The sequence below is a fragment of the Sphingopyxis sp. QXT-31 genome, from assembly GCF_001984035.1.
GTDB lineage: Bacteria > Pseudomonadota > Alphaproteobacteria > Sphingomonadales > Sphingomonadaceae > Sphingopyxis.
Window position 1 is genome coordinate 1,433,410 of record NZ_CP019449.1, and the last position, 18,669, is coordinate 1,452,078.

Sequence of the window (18,669 nt, forward strand, 5' to 3'; positions counted from 1 at the left end):
ATGACCGAGTCGCAGGCTGCGGAGCGCACGCCCGTCTATGAATTCGACTATATCGCCGACCCCGGCGTGCTCGCCGATTGCCACGATCGTTACTGGGAGCTGAAGGAGACCGCGCCGCCGGTGTTCTGGACCAGCGCGCATGGCGGCCACTGGGTGTGCAACACCGGCGCGACGGTGCAGCATGTGGTGCGGCATCCCGAGCTTTTCTCGAGCCGTTATCTGTCGATCCCGCCCAGCCCCGACCAGCCCAAGATGATCCCCGAGATGCTCGATCCGCCCGAGCATCGGCCGTATCGCCAGATGCTGCGCCCCTTTTTCGAATCCAAGGCGATCGAGCCGCTCGACGGGCGCATCGCGGCGTGGACCGACCAGTTGCTGGACGGCGTCGTGGACAAAGGCGAGTGCGATTTCGTCGAGGCGATCGGGTCGCGCCTGCCCGTCGCAGTGTTCATGGAATTGTTCGGCTTCCCGATGGAGAAGTTCGAGGAATTTCGCGGCCTCGTGACCGGCTTTTTCCATTCGCAGGCGAGCAACGAGAACCGCAACCAGCTCGCGCAGGCGATCGTCGGCAACCTCGCCGAATTGATCCAGCAGCGCATGGCCGAGCCAAAAGACGACATGATCTCCAAGATCATCGCGGGCGAAGTCGACGGGCGCAAGCTCACCTTCGAGGAGCTGATGTCGATCGGCTTCCTGATGTTCCTCGCCGGGCTCGACACGGTGACCAATGCGATGAGCTTCGGCATGCGCCACCTCGCGCACGACGAAACGCTCCGCCAGCGCGCGATCGACGATCCCGCGGTGATCCCGAACATGGTCGAGGAATTGCTGCGCCGCTACGCCTTTGTCGCCACGCCGCGCTATGTGACGCAGGATACCGAACTGGGCGGCGCACAGCTGCGCGCGGGCGACTGCATCCTCGCGCCGCTGCCGCTCGTCGGCTGGGACGAGACGCTGACCGAGGACCCGAAGACGGTTTCGGTCGAAAGGCAATTCTATCGCCACGCGGCGTTCGGATCGGGCATCCACACCTGCCTTGGCCTGCATCTCGCGCGCATGGAACTGATCATCTTCTACCGCGCCTGGTTCGGCCGCATCGGCCATTTCCGCCAGGTCACCAAGGGCGACGAGACGTGCCGCGGCGGCAGCGTGATGGCGCTCGAACATCTGCATCTGGCGTGGGACGCCTGAAAACTTTCATTGGGAGATAGAGACATGGCAAGCGCAGCACCCGCAGTGCATCTGCATCTGGGGCACGAACAACGGTCGAGCGGCAGCGGCGGCACGCACCCGCACCTCCACCCCGTCAGCCAGCAGACGCAGGCCGACATCCCGCTCGCGGGCGCGAAAGAGGTCGAGGAAGCGGTGGCCAAGGCCGTCGCGGTGCAGGAGAGCTGGCGCCGGACCGCGCCCGAGGTGCGGCGCGACATCTTGAACCGGCTCGCCGACCTGCTCGAAGCGAACAAGGCCGAGCTGGCCCGCATGGCCGCGCTCGACGGCGGCACGACGTTGATGGTCGGCGAGCGCGGGGTCGATACCGCGGTGGGCTGGACGCGCTATTATGCCGGCTGGTGCGACAAGATGTCGGGCGAGCTGATCTCGACCTTCGATACGCGCGGCGAGCTCAGCTACACCGTGCCCGAGCCGATCGGTATCGTCGGCATCATCATCACCTGGAACGGGCCGCTGATCTCGCTGGGCATGAAGGTTGCGGCGGCGCTGGCGGCAGGCAATTGCGTGATCTGCAAGCCCGCCGAAATCACCCCCTTCGCGCCCGAGATGTTCGCGCGGCTTTGCAAGGAGGCGGGGGTGCCCGACGGCGTGCTGTCGATCTTCCCGGGCACCGGCGAGGCGGGCGACGCGATCGTGCGGCACAAGAAGATCCGCAAGATCAGCTTCACCGGCGGGCCGATCACCGCGCGCAAGATCCTGACCGCCTGCGCGGAGGAGATCAAGCCGAGCGTCATGGAACTCGGTGGCAAGTCGGCGAGCCTCGTCTTCCCCGATTGCGACATTCAGGCCGCGGCCGAGCGCGCCGTCTTCTGGACCGTTGGCTGCCTGTCGGGACAGGGCTGCGCCCTTCCCACCCGCCAGCTGGTCCACGCCAGCGTCTATGACGATTTTGTCGCACGGCTCAAAGCGATCATCGGCCAGTTCAAGGTCGGCGATCCGATGGACCCCACGGTCGCGGTCGGGCCGGTGATCAACAAGGCGGCGGTCGACCGCATCCTCGGCATGTTCGAGCGCGCGAAAGCCGACGGCGCGGCGAAGTTCGAGCTGGGCGGCGGGCGCTGCGGCGGCGATCTCGCCGACGGCAATTTCATCGAGCCGACCTTGATCGTCGATGCCGATCCGGATCATGAGATCAGTCAGGTCGAAATTTTCGGCCCGGCGGTGGTGGTGATGAAATTCGAGACCGAGGAAGAGGCGATCGCGATCGCCAACAACAGCGAATATGGCCTCGCGGCGATGATCCAGTCGAACGATTTGCAGCGCGTGCACCGGATTTCCGAGCGGCTGAACGCCGGCGGCGTCTATGTCAACGGCGGCTTCCAGATCAATCCGTACACGCCGTTCGGCGGCATCGGCATCTCGGGCTTCGGCAAGGAAGGCGGCAAGGCGGGGATCGACGAATTCCTGCACTACAAAACCGTCACCATCGGCGTTGGCGCCCCGATCTTCCCGAAGCAGGAGGCCTGACCATGGCCGATTTCACCAACGACCAGTTCCGCCTCGACGGCAAGGTCGCGATCGTCACCGGCGCGGGCGGCCGCGGCAACAGCATCGGCCGCGCCTATGCGGTCGGCCTCGCCAATGCGGGAGCGAGCGTCGTCGTCGCCGACCTCAACAAGGAGGGCGCCGAGCGCGTCGCGGGCGAGATCGAGGCCGCAGGCGGCAAGGCGCTGGCGGTGCAGGTCGATATCGCCGACGAGGCTTCGGTCGCGGCGATGATGGAGGCGACCAACGCGGCGTTCGGCGGGCTCGACATTCTGGTGAACAATGCGGCGCTGATGGTCGAAGCCGTCGGCACGCCGGCGATCCAGACGAGCATCGCCGATTTCGACAAGCTGATGCGCGTCAACCTGACCGGGGCGCTGATCTGTTCGAAGGCGGCGGTGCCGCTATTCCAGGCGCGCGGCGGCGGCAAGATCGTCAACCAGCTATCGGCGGGCGGCTTTCCGGCGCAAACGACCTACGGGATCAGCAAGGTCGCGCTGCTCGGGCTGACGACGACGCTCGCGACCGAGCTGGGGCGGATGAACGTCAACGTCAATGCGATCGCGCCGGGGATGACGATGTCCGACGCGGGCAAGGCGCTGACCCCCGACGAAAGCCCCTTCGTGCAGGCCGCGATGGCGCGCGTGGTCAAGCAACCGCGCGGTGAGCCGCAGGATCTGGTGGGCGCGTTGCTGCTGCTGTGTTCGCCCGCGGGCGACTGGATCACCGGTCAGGCGCTGAACGTCGATGGCGGCTTCATCATGCGGAATTGATCTTCGGCACCAACATCCGCTTGTGCTGAGCTTGTCGAAGCACCGTTCTTGTTTTTGACGGTAGAAGAAAAGAACGGCCCTTCGACAAGCTCAGGGCGAACGGGATGGAGGTCTGTAAATATTTCAGGCCGTCCGCCGCAACTCGTGCTTCAGCACCTTGCCCGAGGCGTTGCGCGGCAATTCGGTGAAAAGGCTCAACCGCTCGGGCGTCTTCTGCTTCGCGATGCCCGCCGCGAAGAAATGATCCCGCACCGCGTCCAGCGTCAGCGTCGCGCCCGGCGCCAGCACGACGCAGGCGCGCACGACCTCACCCATGCGTTCGTCCTTGGCCGCGACCACCGCAACATCGGCGACCGCCGGATGGCTTAGCAGCACCGCCTCGACCTCCTTCGACGAGATATTCTCGCCACCGCGGATGATGATGTCCTTCTTGCGGTCGGTGATCAGGAGGTAGCCGCCTTCGTCGAGCCGGCCGATGTCGCCGGTGCGGTACCAGCCGCCGGGCAGGAAGGCCGCCTCGTTCAGCGACGCGTCGAGATAGCCCATGAACAACTCGGGGCCGCGAGTGCAGATTTCGCCGTCTTCGCCGGGCGGCACATCATTGCCGTCGTCGTCGACGAAGCGCATCTCCGAGCCGATAATCGCGCGGCCCTCGGTATGGAGCTGCTTGTCGAGCGGGTCGTCGACGACGCCCGAGGTAACGGTCGGATGCTCGCTCGATCCGTAGCAATGATAGACGGCTAGACCTTGCGCCTGACAGCGCTCGATCAGCGACGGCGGCACCGGCGCCGCACCAACGAGATATTGGCGGAGCGAGCTCAGGTCGTGGCCCTGCGCATCGGCGGCAGCGATCATGCCCGAGAGGTGGAAGGGCGTGCCCGACGAGGAGGTGATGCGGTGGCGATCGACCAGCTCGGCCGCGAGCGCCGCGTCCCACTGGTCCATCAACACCAGCGGCACGCCCTGCGTCAGAAAACGGTACATCGACAGCGCGCCCGCGACATGGCCCGGCGGCCAGGGCGAGATCACCGCGTCGTCGTCGCTGCCGGCACGCATCAGCCGCATCGTTTCCATCTCGGCGAGGAAGCCGTGCGCCGAGTGCATCACGCCCTTGGGGTCGGCTGTGGTGCCCGAGGTATAGACGAGCAGGGCTAGGTCGGTTGCGTCGACCGGCACGGCGTCGGCGATCGGGCCCTCGGCTTCGAGCGCGGCGAAATCGGGGCCGGTCGCGATATGGCGTTCGAGTGAGGGAAGGTCGCCGCAATCGGCCACGACCTCGGCATAGTCGACATTCCGGAACCGGTCCGGCGTAAAAAGCCATTTCGCCTTCGACTGGCGCAGGATGAAGCCGAGCTCCTTGGCGCCATAGATGGTGACGATAGGCAGCAGCACCGCGCCCGCCTGCGCCGCGGCGACCGCGACGACGAGCCATTCGCGCCAATTGGGGAGCATGCAGGCGACGATATCGCCGCGCGCGATGCCTTGCGCGGTCATGCGCGTGCCCATGCGGCGCCCCGCCGCAACGACTTCTCCGAGCGTGGTTTCGACCGCGTTGCTGTCCGACGCGACGGTCAGGCCGGCGTGCGGTGCGCGCGCCGCCGCGGCGATCATCGCTTCGGCGAAATTCATCCGTGCAGGGAGTCGACGGTCCGCTCGCCCTCGCCGCGCGCCGCCCAGGTCTCGTTGGCGTTGCGAAGGTGCAGGCGCCAGTGCGACACCGCGCCTTCGACGTCACCTGCCTCGATCAGCGTTACCAGCTTCTCGAAGGATTTGAAGCCGGCGCGCAGGCTCTTATACTTATCCTCGGTCGTGCGTGGATGGCGCCGCTGATAGTCGTTCTGGTGATGGCGGCCGAGGTTGAGCAGCATCCGGTTCATGAAACTCAGCGTCTTGTTCCCGGTCGCCTCGACCAATGTCTGGTGAAAAGGCGATACATTGTCGACGAACTCGGCATAGGCTTCGGCCTTCAGCATCGCGTCGAGGTCGGCCAGCACCTGCTTGAGCTTGGCAAAGCCCGGCGTCTGCCCCTTGGCGGTCGCCAGCCAGCGCACGACGGTGGGCTCGATCGCGAGGCGCGCCGCATAGAGGTCGGCGATCGTCGTCCCCTGCGCCTCGAGCACATAGCCCGCGTAGCGCGAGACGAGTTCGGTCGAGGGCTGGTGCACGCGCGCGCCGCTGCGCGAGCCGCGCACAACGCTGATCAGATTTTCGGCCTCGAGAATACGAAACGCCTCGCGCAGCGTCGGGCGCGAGATGCCGAGCGTGGTCATCAGTGTGCCCTCGGGAGGCAGCGAGTCGCCTTCGGTCAGTTCGCCGCGGATGATCTGCGCCCGAATCTGGTCGGCGACCAGTTCCGACGTCTTCGGCACCCGGATGCGCGCGCTGCCATTTTCCATATTCACCAATCCTGCCCCTGCTCCGGCCACTCTATAATTGACCGTTACTCAAGCCGCGTCTGTAGGGCTTTTGTCGGGGGGCCGCAATGTCGCAGCCATTTCCTCGGTTTAGGCCCCAAATGCCAGTCCTTCGTTGAGCGTCCATTTGCCGTCGCGCCCGCGCACCCAGCCCGAAGCGCCCCAGGTGCCGCCGTCGACGGGCAGCAGCACGCCAGTGATATAGCTCGCCATCGCGCTCGACAGAAAGACCGCGGCGTCGCCGCATTCCATATCGATCCCTTCGCGGCCGAGCGGGATCAGGCGGTTCATCGCGTCGATCGTTTCGGGGCTGTGTTTTTTCCAGGTCGCAGGATCCACCGGGCCGGCGCGATTGCCCTGGTTGCCGGGGGTGACCGTGTGATCGGGGGCGATGCAGTTGACGCGGATGCCATGCTCCGAAAGCTCGACCGCCATCGATTTGGTGAAGCTGAGCATGCCCGCCTTGCACGCGGAGTAGACGGCGAAATTGGGCGCGGCACGGCTCGCCTCGATGCTCGCGACATTGACGATCGAGCCGCCGCGATTTCCGGCGATCATATGCCGCGCGGCGGCTTGGGTCGCGATCAGCATCGACATCAGGTTCATGTCGATATGCTTACGCATGCTGCGCTCGCTCTGCTCGAGAAAGGGGCGCGCCGAGACGCCGCCGGCATTGTTGGCGAGGATGTCGAGGCGGCCATATTCGGCGGCAGCGGTGTCGATCGCGGCGCGGAGGGCATCGCTGTCCATGACGTCGCCTTGGATCGCGAGCGCTTTGCGCCCAGTCGCATTCACCCGGTCCGCGACTTCCTCGGCGCGTTCGGGAAAGATGTCGTATATCGCGACATCGGCGCCCGCTTCGGCAAGCCGGATCGCGATGGCACGGCCGATGCCACCCCCGCCGCCGGTGACGAAGGCCGCCTGCCCGTCGAGGCGAATCCGGTCAGTCATCGAGGGCGATCCCGATGACCGCGCCGGTGACATAAGCGGCATAGTCGCTCGCGAGATAGGCCGCGAGATTGCCGAGCGTGTCGCCGGTCTCGCTCGTCAGGATGGCGTTCACGCGGATACCGTCACGCGCCCATTCGACGCCCAAGGTCTTCGTGAGGTTGCCGAGCGCGCCCGCGGCGGCCGCCTGATCGGCGCCGAGCGCCTGTTCGGGGGCACCGACGAAGAGCACCGCCCCGCCCTGTCCGCGCGCGCGGCACGCAGCGGCAAAATCCTTGGCGCCGAGGAAACGGCGGTCGAGACCGGCATCGAGACTGGCGCGCCATTCGGTGTGGGTGAGTTCGTGGGCGGGCTTAACCTCGGACGGCGGGGCGACATGAACCCAGATATCGGCCTCGCCCTCGACGAGCATGGCGCCCGCCGCTTCGAGTGCCGCCGCGATCGCCGGACCGTCGCCCTCGATCGCCACGCGTTTGCCCGCCAGCCAGCCGTTCATTTCCATCCCCAGGGTCCATCCACCCGTTCGCGCGGCGGGACATAGTCGGGCATCATCAGCGAACGGCGCAGGCTCTCGCCGCCGTCCTGCACGATCACCTGCCCGGTCATGGCGCCGAACAGCGGGGTGCAGGTCATCGCCGAGAGCCAGCCGAATTCCCAGATGCTGCCGGTGCGGCCCGCGGGGATCATCGCCTGCAAGGGCTCGACGCCTTCTTCGCGGCGGCCCGAGACCGAGCCTTCGTGCGGGAAGAAACCCGCAGCGATCGCGTTGACGCGGACGCCGTGCGGCGCCCAGTCGGCCGCCATCTTGCGTGTCATCGTCGCCTGCGCGGTCTTGGCGGCGGCGCTGTGCGCGTCGCCGGGAAAGCCGGTCCAGATATATTGCGCGCTGTTGTTGATGATTGCTCCGCCCTTGCCGGCAGCGATGCGGCGCCGGGCATATTCGGTCGAGCAGAGGAAGGTGCCGTCGATCGCGATGCGCGTCACGGCGTTCCAGGCGTTGGGCGAGATATCCTCGGCCAGCACCGGGAAATTGGCGCCGGCATTGTTGGCGAGCAGGCCGATAGGGCCGAGCGCCGCTTCCGCCTCGTCGAAGGCGGCGGTGACGGCTTCGGGGAGCCGCACGTCGCAGCTGATCGCATGGGTGCGCACGCCGAGCGCCGCGATCTGCGCCGCGCCTTCCTGCGCGCGCTCGAGGCTGCGGCCCATGACCGCGACGTCGGCGCCGCCCTGCGCAAAGGCCTTGGCCATGGCGAGCCCCATGCCCGAGCCGCCGCCGGTGACGAGCACCACCTGCCCCGCGAAGATGTCCGCCGGATAGGGCGGCGCGTCGAACGGCGGCGGCGTCGCCACGATATGATGGGCTGGTACTGGCATCGTCTCTCCCTGTGCGCAGGGTTGCGCCCGGACCCGGCGCGTGTCAAGACATGACTAACTAGGTTATATAGGAGAGGCGCTTTGGAGATCGTTGCGGAGGACCTCGCCTTTCCCGAGGGGCCGGTGGTGATGGCCGACGGATCGGTGATTGTCGTCGAACTCGCCGGCGGGCGTATCACGCGCTGCTGGAACGGGCGCAAGGAGACGGTCTGCGAGATCGGCGGCGGGCCGAACGGCGCGGCGATCGGCCCCGACGGCGCGCTCTATGTTTGCAACAACGGCGGGCTCGACCTCGCCAAATTCCAGAATGCGCGCGGGCCGGGGCACGAGGGGCGGATCGAGCGCGTCGATCTGGCGACCGGGCGGTTCGAGCGGCTGTACGACGCGTGCGACGGCGTGGCGCTCGAGGCCCCGAACGACATCGTCTTCGACGCCGACGGCCTGATGTGGTTCACCGACCTGGGCAAGAGCCACGACGGCATCCGCACCGCGAGCGGATTGTTCGCGGCGGCGCCCGACGGATCGGCGATGACCGCGATCAACCGCCACGCGATCTCGTACAATGGCGTCGGCCTGTCGCCCGACGGGCGGCATGTCTATGTCGCTGACACGCATCAGGCGCGGCTGTGGCGATACGACCGGCGCGTCGAGGAACAGAAGCCGGCGTGGGTCGCGACCGCGCCGGGCGCCGTAGGCTTCGATAGCCTAGCAGTGACCGCGGCGGGGAATATATGCGTCGCGACGCTCTACGAAGGCGGCATCTCGACGATCACGCGCGCGGGCACGGTGACCAAGTTCGAAATCCCGGGCGAGCGCTATGTCACGAATATCGCCTTTGGCGGCGCGGACATGCGCGACGCGTGGATCACCCTGTCGACGACGGGCCGGCTGGTGAAGACGCGCTGGGACGAGCCCGGACTGGAGCTTCACTATAATGGCTGACCTGGCACACGACCGCGACGCGATCCGCGACCTGCTCGCGCGCTATACCTACAATGGCGACCGCGGGCGCCTTGCCGAGATGACCGCCTGTTTCGCCGCGGACGGCATACTCGAATATCTGGGCAAGGCGCCGCAAGGGCCGACGGCGATCGCGGCGGCGCTGTCGTCTGGCACGCGCGATGCACGGCTGACCTTCATCCGCCACCATATCACCAACCCGCTGATCGCGGTCGACGGCGATTCTGCCACCGCGCGCAGCTATTTCACCGTGCACAGCAATTTCGGACCCGACCATAGCGGGACCTATGACGACCGGCTGGTGCGCACTGCAGAAGGCTGGCGCTTTGCGCACCGCCGGGTGCGGATCGACTGGCAGGCGGAAGGCTCGCTGTTCGAGAGAATGACGTCGCGCTGATCAATATTGACACTAAAGTGTCAATTGGACATCAAAGTGCCATGTCCGAGCGCTTCCCCGATTTCGAACGATTCGCCGACGAGGTTGCGCGCCTCCGCGGACGCATGCGCGCGCTGTTCGCCGAGACGCGCGCGGAAAGCGGGCTTCCCGAGATGGAGCTGATGGTGCTGACCGCGGTGGTCAATGCCGCCACGCCGCCGACCGTCGCGCAGATCGGGCGCAGCCTGGGGCATCCGCGGCAGGTGGTGCAACGCGCGGCAAACCGGCTGGCCGAACTGAAGCTGGTCGAATTGACCGACAATCCCGAACACAAGCGCGCGTCGCTGATCGTCGCGACCAAAGCCGGCCATGCGCTGAAGGCGGCAGATCACAAGCGGGCGCAGGCCGTGACGAAAGCGGTGCTGGCGCGGATCGACAGCAAGGATTTCGCGAAAGCCGCGAAACGGATGCACGCCATCCGCACCGAAATCGAAGCCTATTTGCGGGAGCGCGAAGGATGAGCGACGATGTGGCAGCCTTGGCGAACCGCGATCGGCTGACGGCGTGGCTCGACGCCCATATTCCGGCACTCGGCGACGGCCCGCTGGCGATCGCGAAAATCCACGGCGGCACATCGAACGTCATCCTGTCGCTGAACCGCGGCCGCCAGACGCTGATCCTGCGCCGCCCGCCGGCGGTGCCGCCGCCGGGCAGCGAGAAGAGCGTGCTGCGCGAGGCGCGGGTGCTCACCGCGCTCAATGGCACCGACGTGCCGCACCCCGTCTGCCACGGCAGCTGCGCCGACGCGCAAGTCATCGGCGCGCCCTTCTACGTCATGGAATTGGTCGCGGGCTGGCCCGCCGACCTCAGCGACGGCAAGATCCACGACCGGCCACCCTTCGACAAACCGCCGCATGCGCGCGAAGTGCCCTTCGCGATGGTCGACGGGCTGATCGCGCTCGCCAATGTCGACTATAAGGCGGTGGGGCTGGAGGATTTCGGGCGGCCCGACAATTTCCTCGAGCGCCAGGTCGATCGCTGGGAAGGCCAGATCCGGAGCTACAAGCAGCTTTATGATTTCGAGTGGCGCGAGCTGCCCGGCTATGCGCTGGCGCGCGACTGGCTGCGCGCGAACCGGCCCAGTGATTTCCGTCCCGGCATCATCCATGGCGATGTCGGCACGCCCAACGCGCTCTTCGCCTTCGACCCGCCGTGCCGCCTCACCGCGCTGATCGACTGGGAGCTGTCGACGATCGCCGACCCGCTGCTCGACGTCGCCTGGTTCTGCAACGGCATCCGCGACGAACGCTTCCCGGGGCATATTCCCGAAAAATCGCTCTACAATGTCATGGACTGGCCGACGCGGCAGGAATTGATGGCGCATTATGCCGCGGGCACCGGTCGCGACATGGCGAGCTTCGACTATTATCTCATCCTCGCGATGTTCAAGGGCGGCTGCATCCTTGAGTACAAGGTCGCGCAGGCTGCAAAGGGTATCTTGAGCGCCGAGACCGGGCGCTTTTTCGACCGGCTGGTGCGCGGCAATTTCGCTGAGGCCGAGAAATTGATCCGGCTGATCGGGTGATCTTCCCTTTCCGTCATCCCGGCGAAGGCCGGGATCTCGACGGCGATGGGAGACAGATAGGGAGAGATCCCGGCCTTCGCCGGGATGACGAGGAGCAGACATGATCGATTTCCGCATCGAACCCGAGTTGCAGGCCAAACTCGACTGGATGGCGAAGTTCGTCCGCGAGGAGTGCGAGCCGATGGACCTGCTCTTCCCCGGGCATGGCGCGCCCTATGACGTCGCAAACAAGGAATCGCGGGCGTATATGGCGCCGCTGCAGGCGCAGGTGAAGGCGCAGGAACTGTGGGGCTGCCACCTCGACAAGGAGCTCGGCGGACCGGGCTATGGCCAGCTGACCCTCGCGCTGATGAACGAAATCCTTGGACGCAGCTATTGGGCGCCGACCGTGTTCGGCACCGCCGCGCCCGACACGGGTAACAGCGAAATCCTCGCGATGTTCGGGACCGAGGCGCAGAAGGCCCAATATCTGCAGCCTCTGATGGACGGGACGATCGTATCGACCTTCTCGATGACCGAGCCGCAGGCGGGCGCCGACCCCAAGGAATTCACCTGCCGCGCATGGCGCGACGGCGACGCGTGGGTGATCGAGGGCGAGAAATGGTTCTCGTCGAACGCGCGCTATGCCGCGTTCCTCATTGTGATGGTGGTGACCAATCCCGAGAACCCGCCGCACGGGCGGATGTCGATGCTGATCGTGCCTACCGACACCCCGGGGGTCGAATTCGTCCGCCACTCGCAGACGATGGGCGACAGCAAGGGCGAGAACGACGGCACCCACGCCTATATCCGCTACAACAAGGTGCGCGTGCCCCTGGACGCGATGCTCGGCGGACCCGGCGAGGGCTTCAAGGTTGCGCAGGCGCGGCTCGGCGGCGGGCGCGTGCACCATGCGATGCGCACCGTCGGCAAATGCCAGCGCGCGATCGACATGATGCTCGAACGCGCGGTGTCGCGCCGCACGCAGGGCAAACAGCTCAGCGAGCATCAGTTCGTGCAGGGGGCGATCGCCGATTCGATCATCGAGCTCGAACAGTTCCGCCTGCTCGTGCTCAAGACTGCGTGGATCATCGACAACGAGCCGCACGGGGCCGCGCGCACTTATATCGCGATGTGCAAGGTGCAGATGGCGAAGGTCTATCACGACATCGTCCAGCGCGCGATCCAGCTGCACGGCAGCCTCGGCATGACGCTCGAACTGCCGCTCGCCGACATGTGGATGGGGTTGCCCGCAATGGCGCTGGCCGACGGGCCGACCGAAGTGCACAAGATACAGGTCGCGAAAGCCTATCTCAAAAATGCGACGCCCGCGCCGGGGCTGTTCCCGAGCGAGCATATCCCGACCCGGCTCGTCGCGATCAAAGAGAGGAACGCCGCATGACCCCCGATCCGCTGTTCGATTTCACCGGCAAGGTGGCGCTCGTCACCGGTGGCTCGCGCGGGCTCGGCTATCGCATGGTGAAAGCGCTCGCCGAGCGCGGTGCCGATGTGATCATTGCCAGCCGCAAGCTGGAGAATTGCGAGAGCGTGGCGGAGGAATGCCGCGCGCTCGGGCGCAAGGCGATGGCCTATGGCGTGCATTGCGGGCGCTGGGCCGAGATCGACGGGCTGATCGAGGCGGCTTATGCGGAGTTCGGACGCGTCGACATCCTGATCAACAACGCCGGCATGTCGCCCGCCTGCCCCAGCCACGAGATGCCCGAAAACCTGTTCGATTCGGTGCTCAATCTGAACTTCAAGGGGCCGTTTCGCCTCGCGAGCCAGGTCGCGCACCGGATGAGCGAAGGCGATGGAGGGTGCATCATCAACATCAGCTCGTCGGGGGCATTGATGGCGTTGCCGATGGTGATTCCCTATGGATCGGCGAAAGCGGCGCTCAACGCGATGAGCGTGTCGCTGAGCCGCGAATATGCGCCCAAGGTGCGCGTGAACACGATCAGTCCGGGGCCGTTCCTGACCGACATCGCCGAAGCATGGGACCCGAAGAAGCGCGAGACGCAGCCGGTGGCGCTCGGGCGCCCGGGGCGGCCTGAGGAGATCGTGACCGCCGCGCTGATGCTGGCGAGTCCGGCGTCGTCCTACACCACCGGCGCGCTGGTCCGCGTCGATGGCGGACAGCAATAGCTCAGGTGCGGAAACCCGCCAGCCTTTGGTCGAGGATCGCCTCGGCCTCCGAAATGATCCGGTCGATCAGTTCCTGACAGGTCGGGATATCGTGGATCAGTCCCTGGATCATGCCCGCCCAGAAGACGCCCTTGCTGAGGTCACCGGTCTGGAGCAGTTCGCGGCCCGCGGTGCCCGCGACCAGTTCCTGCACGTCACCGAACTTGGCGTCGGGCAGCGCGAGACGGCGAACGACTTCCTCGCTGACCGGACTCTTGCCGACGCGCGCGGTGTTCTTGAAGTTGCGGAAGATCAGAAAGCTGCCGCGCTCGTCATTGTCGAGATAAGCCTGCTTCACATTATCGTGGACCGGCGCTTCCTTCGTGGCGCAGAAGCGCGTGCCCATGTTGATGCCCTCGGCGCCGAGGCTGAGCGCCGCGACCAGCCCGCGGCCGTCGCCGAAGCCGCCCGAGGCGAGCATCGGAATCCTGACCTTGTCGGCCGCCGCCGGGATCAGGATCAGGCCGGGGATATCGTCCTCGCCGGGGTGCCCCGCGCATTCGAAACCGTCGATCGAGATGATGTCGCAGCCGGCCTTTTCGGCCGAGAGCGCGTGGCGCACTGCGGTGCATTTGTGGAGGATAGTCACCCCATGCGGCTTCACCCGCGCCCAAATCTCGCGCACCGCCGGCGTGCCCGCGGTTTCCATGATCTTGACCCCACTCTCGACCACAGCGTCGGCATAGGCGTTGTAATCGGGCGCGTTGATCGTCGGAAAGACCGTCAGATTGACCCCGAACGGCCTGTCGGTCATCGACCGGCAGCGCTCGATTTCGTCGCGCAGCGCCTGCGGGCTCGGCCGGGTCAATGCGGTGATGATGCCGAGGCCGCCGGCGTTCGATACCGCGCTCGCCATATCGGCGGTGCCCACCGCCTGCATTCCGCCCTGGACAATCGGATGCTCGATGCCCAGCATTTCGGTGATCCGCGTCTTGAAACCCATCTGCCCATCCTCCAATACTTATATAACTTGGTTATACTTCTAGGCATGCAAAAACAAGAGGTGTCCGATGACCGCTCCCCTGCTTCGCGCCGTTCGCGCAGACGAACTGGGTCCGCCCGAAAACTATGTCCTCGTCGAGCATGATCCGGGTCCGCCGTCGCCCACTCAAGTGAGGATTTCTATCAGGGCGGCGGGGATCAGCTTCGTCGATGTGCTCACCGCGGGCGGCGGCTATCAGGTGAAGCCGCCGGTGCCCTTCATTCCGGGCAGCGAATGCGCGGGGGTGGTCGAGGCGGTCGGGACCGAGGTTTCGGGATTGAAGGTCGGCGACAAGGTCATCGCGAGCGGCTGGGGCGGCATGTTCGCCGAGGCGGCGAACCTGCCCGCGCGCGTCGTGCGCCGGATGCCCGAAGCGCTGTCGTTCGAGGAAGCGGCGGTGTTCCCGGTGAGCTATGCGACGGCGTGGCACGCACTGGTCGATCGCGGGCAGCTGAAGGCGGGTGAGACACTGCTGGTGCTCGGCGCGGGCGGGGCGACGGGTTATGCGGCGGTGCAGATCGGCAAGCTGCTCGGCGCGCGGGTGATCGGTTCGGCGTCGGACGAGGCCAAGCGCACGCTGGCGGTCGCGGGCGGCGCCGATGCGGTGGTCGATGCGCGCGGCGACGACTGGCGCGAGGCGGTGAAAGCGGCGAACGATGGCAAGGGTGTCGACGTCGTCTTCGATCCCGTCGGCGGCGACGCGACCGATCCGGCGTTTCGCTCGCTGGCGTGGAACGGGCGGCATCTCGTGATCGGCTTTCCGGCCGGGATGACCGCACTCAAGACCAATCTGCCGCTCTTGAAGGGTGCGAGCCTGATCGGCGTCGATGTGCGGCAGTTCGGGATTTTCGAGCCCGAGAAGAGCGAAGCCAACCGCGACCACGTGTTCGCGCTGGCGGGCGAAGGGAAGCTGCGGCCAGCGGTGGCGCGGACCTATCCGTTGGAAGAATTTCGCGCGGCGATGACCGATGCGGCGGCGGGTAAAAGCGCGGGCAGGATCGTGCTGGTGATCGGCTAGGCCCAGCCGGCTTCGATTGCGGTCAGGCGGGCACGCCAGTCGGGTCCGGGCGGCAACGCCTCGAACTCGGCCTTCAGCCGCGCCACCAGCGCCGCCACCGGCTCGACCGCGTCGATCAGCCCGACGCTCTGCCCCGCGCTCCAGATATCGCGCCAGGGCATCACGCCCTCGGGCATCGGCGAGCGGACATTGGGCAATGCTTTCGCGTCAAGCCCGACCGCCTCGATCGACTGGCGCATCCAGTGCGCGGGCACGCCGTTCATCGCCGCCGAGGCGACGATATCGTCGGCGCCCACTGTCGGAATCATCGTCCGATGCCCCTCGACCACGCCGCTTTCGGGCGTGGCGATGAAACGCGTGCCCATGCAGGCGATATCGCCGCCGAGCGCCAGCGCCGCCGCGATGCCATGCGCGTCGGCGATACCGCCGGCGACGATCAGCAGCCCGCCAAACATCCCCCGCACCGCGGGAACGAAGGCCATGGGGGTCAGGAACCCCGTATGCCCGCCCGCCCCGGCGCAGGTCAGCATCAGCCCGTCGGCGCCCGCCGCGATCGCCTTTTCGGCGTGCTTCATCGTGGTGACGTCGTGGACGACGCGCCCGCCCCAGCCATGGACGCGCTCGACCAGCGCCGACGGATCGCCGAGGCTCGAAAGGACGAGCGGGACGCGGTAGCGTTCGAGCAGCGCGAGCCGGTCGGCACCCGCGGGGTCGCTGCCCCAGCGCGCGGGCATGTTGACGATCGGCGGCGCCCCGCCCGTGTCGGCGAGAGCCGTCAAATAATCCTCGAACAGTTCGAAGGGGGTGATCGTCCCGCCCTGCCAGCCGCCGATCACGCCAGCGTGGCAGCAGGCGGTCGCGAGCGGCACCGACGAGGCAAAGCTCATCGGCGCGCACATCAGGGGAAGCGTCAGCCGGTCGAACATCGCGGTCAGGCGGTCGCCTTCAACGCGTCCAGCACGCGAACGAAATGGACGGGGTTCCACACATCCTGATCCTCGCCCCATCCGATGCCGCCGTCAATGTCCCAGCGCATCAGCTGGTTCACGCCGTACCCCGCCTCGCTCATCGTGCTGACGGTGAAGCCTTCGCTCTTCATCTCGCGGCCATGCTCGTCGACGAGTTCGACCTGCATATGCGTGCTCCAGCCGGTCTGCGGGCTACGGAAGACGCGCATGCGTGACTTGGCCGCGTCGAGGCTGCCGAATTGGCCATCGCGGCGGATCCAGCCGGCGTTCATCGGCGACCAGCCGTCGGCGTCGCCGTCCTGCACGCGTGCGAAGCCGAGAAAGCCTGTGCCGTCGCGGCGGTGGCCGAAGATATATTGGATGCGCCCGCGGCCGCGCTCGCGCTCGATCTCGCGCCAGCGCGCGCCGCCGGGGTGCTTCACGCGCTCCATGTCATTGGCATAGACTTTGGGGCTCGCCGCATAGGGGCCGCCGCGCGGCCCCCAGGTGCGGTCGCGCACGCCGATGCCGTCGATGCGGATGCGTTCGCCGCGCAAAGTCATCAAGCCCTCGACATGGCCGAGCTGATCGTAATGCGGGGTCGCCATAAAGGGGGGCTTGCCCGGCGGGAAGCGGTGCGGTTGGTGGAGGCCGGTGTGGGTGAAGTCGAGCGCGAAACCCCGCGACGGATCCTCATATTGCAGGTGATATTTCATGCCCGGCTCGAGCATCTTGAGGCTGTAGCCGCCGCCGTTCCTGTCGCCGGGAAAAATGATGTCGGTCAGGTCGGGCGCGTCGGGCATCGGCGCTTCCTCGACCTTGCGGTAATAGGCCATGCGCGCCTGGTCATAGCCCTCATCGTCCCATGCGAAGATGCGCCAGGTGATCGCCTTACGGTTCGGATAATAGGGCGCGTGGATCCAGCAGCCGATCTTGCGTTCGGGGATGTTGAACGACCACCAATTGGTCTCGGTCTCGTAAGGATCGTCGGAGAGTTGGTGGTAGCGATCATCCTCGGGTTTGAAAGCGAGGTCTTCGGTCATGCGATACTCTCCAGTTCGTCGAGCGCGGCGGTGAACAGCGCGGCGATGCGGGCGACGTCGGCGACCTTCGCGGCATCGGCGATCACGCCCATGTCGAGATAGTCGCCGCTTCGCCGCGAAGTGATGTTGAGGAAACGGCCCGAGCCGATGATCGGCACCGGATAATTGTGGCGCTGGGCAAAGCCCGCGTAGCTGCGCGGTTCGGCGGGGCCGGGGACGTTCGACAGCGTCAGGTTGCCGGGGATCAGGCGCTTGCCGCCCGCAAGGCGATCGGCGAAGGCAGCGCGGCGGTCGCGCGCGCCATAAGGCTTTTCGGCGGCGTCGAGAAGGGCTTCGTCGTGCGGCGTGCGGCGCATCTCGGCCGCCATCGACGCCTGGATCGCGCGCAGCCGCTCGACGGGGTCGGCGAGATGCGTCGCGAGATGCGGGTGGAGCGCGACGATGCGGTTGCCGAAATCGCCATGTTCGGGGCGGCGGTACGAGCGCGCCGAATTGACGACGAGCGGCGCGTCGGGAAGGTCGCCGGTCTCGAGCAGATAGTTGCGCAGCGCGGTGCTCGCGAGCGCGAGGAAAATGTCGTTGATCGTCGCATCGAGTGCCTTGCCCACCGCCTTCACCCGCGCGAGCGGCAGGCTGATCGTCGCATAGCGGCGTTCGGCCGAGGTCGGCCCCGAGAGCGCGAAATCGGGAGTCGGTTCGCGGTCGCCCTTATGCGCTTCGAGCGCGCCGAGCGCTTCCTTGCGGCGTGTCGACTGCTCGGCGCGGAGGTCGGCTTCGGCTGCGAAACGCGCATCGGCCTTTTCGCGCCACTTCTCGGGCTCGGGCAGCCGCGCGTCGGCGAAGCGCGCGGTCACGGGCGGCGCGGCGTCGCTGAGCAGGCGCATCACCGTCTGGAACCCGATGCCGTCGGCGACGCTGTGGTGCATCTTCAGGTAAAGCGCGCTGCCGCCCTCGGTGAGCCGCTCGAAGACATGCACGGCGAAGGGCGGGCCCGACAGGTTGAGGCGGCGCATGTTGAGCCTCGCGACCGCGGCGTAGAGATCGGCTTCGACCCACGCGCCTTCATGCGGTTCGACCGCGATCAAGGTTTCGAGGTCGGCATTGGCGATATCGGCCCAGACGTCGCTGTCATAACCGTCGGGCGCCTCGTGCAGCCGCACGAGCAGCGGCGTCGCGGGGAGCCGGTCGGCGAACTGGCGGCGGAGCGAAGCGGCGAGTTCGGCGTGCCGATCCTCGGGCACGTCGAGCAGGATGAGCGCACCGACGTGCATCGGCGACGCATCGGTCTCTGACAGGATCATGAAATGATCGTCGGGGCGCAGGCGGCGGACGCCCGGCGCGAGCCGCAACGGGTCGGCTGCGTTCACC

19 protein-coding genes are annotated in these 18,669 nt (G+C 66.7%); 10 read left to right on the forward strand and 9 right to left on the reverse strand.

Annotated elements, in window-relative coordinates:
- Genes BWQ93_RS07035 through BWQ93_RS07045 form a run of 3 tightly spaced genes read left to right on the forward strand, consistent with a single transcriptional unit; the run spans position 1 to position 3,491 of the window.
- Positions 1–1,191, forward strand: a complete 1,191-nt coding sequence (locus BWQ93_RS07035; RefSeq protein WP_077029896.1) for a cytochrome P450 — start codon at positions 1–3, stop codon at positions 1,189–1,191.
- A gap of 24 nt (positions 1,192–1,215) precedes the next feature.
- Entirely contained in the window at positions 1,216–2,700 is a 1,485-nt protein-coding gene (locus tag BWQ93_RS07040) for an aldehyde dehydrogenase family protein (protein WP_077029897.1), read from the forward strand.
- A gap of 2 nt (positions 2,701–2,702) precedes the next feature.
- On the forward strand, positions 2,703–3,491 hold the full coding sequence (locus tag BWQ93_RS07045; RefSeq protein ID WP_077029898.1) for an SDR family oxidoreductase: 789 nt from the start codon (positions 2,703–2,705) through the stop codon (positions 3,489–3,491).
- Positions 3,492–3,614: 123 nt separating this feature from the next.
- Here the strand turns inward: BWQ93_RS07045 and BWQ93_RS07050 are convergent, their stop codons facing one another.
- The 5 genes from BWQ93_RS07050 to BWQ93_RS07070 all read right to left on the reverse strand — a co-directional run bounded on the left by BWQ93_RS07050 (position 3,615) and on the right by BWQ93_RS07070 (position 8,227).
- The gene (locus BWQ93_RS07050) at positions 3,615–5,120 is read right to left on the reverse strand and encodes an AMP-binding protein (protein WP_083720725.1); all 1,506 of its coding nucleotides are present in this window, start codon (positions 5,118–5,120) and stop codon (positions 3,615–3,617) included.
- The gene (locus tag BWQ93_RS07055) at positions 5,117–5,887 is read right to left on the reverse strand and encodes a FadR/GntR family transcriptional regulator (protein ID WP_077029899.1); all 771 of its coding nucleotides are present in this window, start codon (positions 5,885–5,887) and stop codon (positions 5,117–5,119) included. The genes BWQ93_RS07050 and BWQ93_RS07055 overlap by 4 nt, the downstream gene beginning before the upstream one ends.
- A 108-nt stretch (positions 5,888–5,995) precedes the next feature.
- Positions 5,996–6,856 (reverse strand): SDR family NAD(P)-dependent oxidoreductase, encoded by an 861-nt coding sequence (locus BWQ93_RS07060; RefSeq protein WP_077029900.1) that lies wholly within the window; start codon positions 6,854–6,856, stop codon positions 5,996–5,998.
- A complete protein-coding gene (locus BWQ93_RS07065) occupies positions 6,849–7,349 on the reverse strand; it encodes an SDR family oxidoreductase (RefSeq protein ID WP_198040492.1) in 501 nt (166 codons plus the stop codon). Before BWQ93_RS07065 ends, BWQ93_RS07060 begins: the two co-directional genes overlap by 8 nt.
- Positions 7,346–8,227: an SDR family oxidoreductase gene (locus BWQ93_RS07070; protein ID WP_077029902.1), complete on the reverse strand. Its 882-nt coding sequence runs from the start codon at positions 8,225–8,227 to the stop codon at positions 7,346–7,348. Before BWQ93_RS07070 ends, BWQ93_RS07065 begins: the two co-directional genes overlap by 4 nt.
- 81 nt (positions 8,228–8,308) lie before the next feature.
- On the opposite strand from BWQ93_RS07070, the gene BWQ93_RS07075 reads away from it, so the two are divergent.
- From BWQ93_RS07075 to BWQ93_RS07100, 6 genes are all read left to right on the forward strand, one after another.
- Positions 8,309–9,169 carry an SMP-30/gluconolactonase/LRE family protein gene (locus BWQ93_RS07075; RefSeq protein ID WP_077029903.1) on the forward strand — a complete coding sequence of 287 codons (861 nt, stop codon included), beginning with the start codon at positions 8,309–8,311 and terminating at the stop codon, positions 9,167–9,169.
- The gene (locus BWQ93_RS07080) at positions 9,162–9,584 is read left to right on the forward strand and encodes a nuclear transport factor 2 family protein (protein WP_077029904.1); all 423 of its coding nucleotides are present in this window, start codon (positions 9,162–9,164) and stop codon (positions 9,582–9,584) included. The genes BWQ93_RS07075 and BWQ93_RS07080 overlap by 8 nt, the downstream gene beginning before the upstream one ends.
- A gap of 41 nt (positions 9,585–9,625) precedes the next feature.
- Positions 9,626–10,084, forward strand: coding sequence for a MarR family winged helix-turn-helix transcriptional regulator (locus BWQ93_RS07085; protein WP_077029905.1), 459 nt, complete (start codon positions 9,626–9,628; stop codon positions 10,082–10,084).
- The gene (locus tag BWQ93_RS07090) at positions 10,081–11,148 is read left to right on the forward strand and encodes a phosphotransferase family protein (RefSeq protein WP_077029906.1); all 1,068 of its coding nucleotides are present in this window, start codon (positions 10,081–10,083) and stop codon (positions 11,146–11,148) included. Before BWQ93_RS07085 ends, BWQ93_RS07090 begins: the two co-directional genes overlap by 4 nt.
- A gap of 100 nt (positions 11,149–11,248) precedes the next feature.
- A complete protein-coding gene (locus BWQ93_RS07095) occupies positions 11,249–12,529 on the forward strand; it encodes an acyl-CoA dehydrogenase family protein (protein ID WP_077029907.1) in 1,281 nt (426 codons plus the stop codon).
- Entirely contained in the window at positions 12,526–13,272 is a 747-nt protein-coding gene (locus BWQ93_RS07100) for an SDR family NAD(P)-dependent oxidoreductase (protein ID WP_077029908.1), read from the forward strand. The genes BWQ93_RS07095 and BWQ93_RS07100 overlap by 4 nt, the downstream gene beginning before the upstream one ends.
- Position 13,273: 1 nt before the next feature.
- Here the strand turns inward: BWQ93_RS07100 and BWQ93_RS07105 are convergent, their stop codons facing one another.
- Positions 13,274–14,254: an NAD(P)H-dependent flavin oxidoreductase gene (locus BWQ93_RS07105; RefSeq protein WP_077029909.1), complete on the reverse strand. Its 981-nt coding sequence runs from the start codon at positions 14,252–14,254 to the stop codon at positions 13,274–13,276.
- Between the two features lie 67 nt (positions 14,255–14,321).
- Here BWQ93_RS07105 and BWQ93_RS07110 point away from each other — a divergent pair, with 67 nt between their 5' ends.
- Positions 14,322–15,311, forward strand: a complete 990-nt coding sequence (locus tag BWQ93_RS07110; RefSeq protein WP_077029910.1) for an NADPH:quinone oxidoreductase family protein — start codon at positions 14,322–14,324, stop codon at positions 15,309–15,311.
- Here BWQ93_RS07110 and BWQ93_RS07115 read toward each other — a convergent pair.
- Genes BWQ93_RS07115 through BWQ93_RS07125 form a run of 3 tightly spaced genes read right to left on the reverse strand, consistent with a single transcriptional unit; the run spans position 15,308 to position 18,668 of the window.
- The gene (locus BWQ93_RS07115) at positions 15,308–16,297 is read right to left on the reverse strand and encodes an NAD(P)H-dependent flavin oxidoreductase (RefSeq protein ID WP_232314762.1); all 990 of its coding nucleotides are present in this window, start codon (positions 16,295–16,297) and stop codon (positions 15,308–15,310) included. The genes BWQ93_RS07110 and BWQ93_RS07115 overlap by 4 nt on opposite strands.
- Positions 16,243–17,301 carry a DUF7065 domain-containing protein gene (locus BWQ93_RS07120; protein WP_077029912.1) on the reverse strand — a complete coding sequence of 353 codons (1,059 nt, stop codon included), beginning with the start codon at positions 17,299–17,301 and terminating at the stop codon, positions 16,243–16,245. The genes BWQ93_RS07115 and BWQ93_RS07120 overlap by 55 nt, the downstream gene beginning before the upstream one ends.
- Positions 17,298–18,668, reverse strand: coding sequence for a wax ester/triacylglycerol synthase domain-containing protein (locus BWQ93_RS07125; RefSeq protein ID WP_077029913.1), 1,371 nt, complete (start codon positions 18,666–18,668; stop codon positions 17,298–17,300). Before BWQ93_RS07125 ends, BWQ93_RS07120 begins: the two co-directional genes overlap by 4 nt.
- Between the last annotated feature and the right edge of the window lies 1 nt (position 18,669).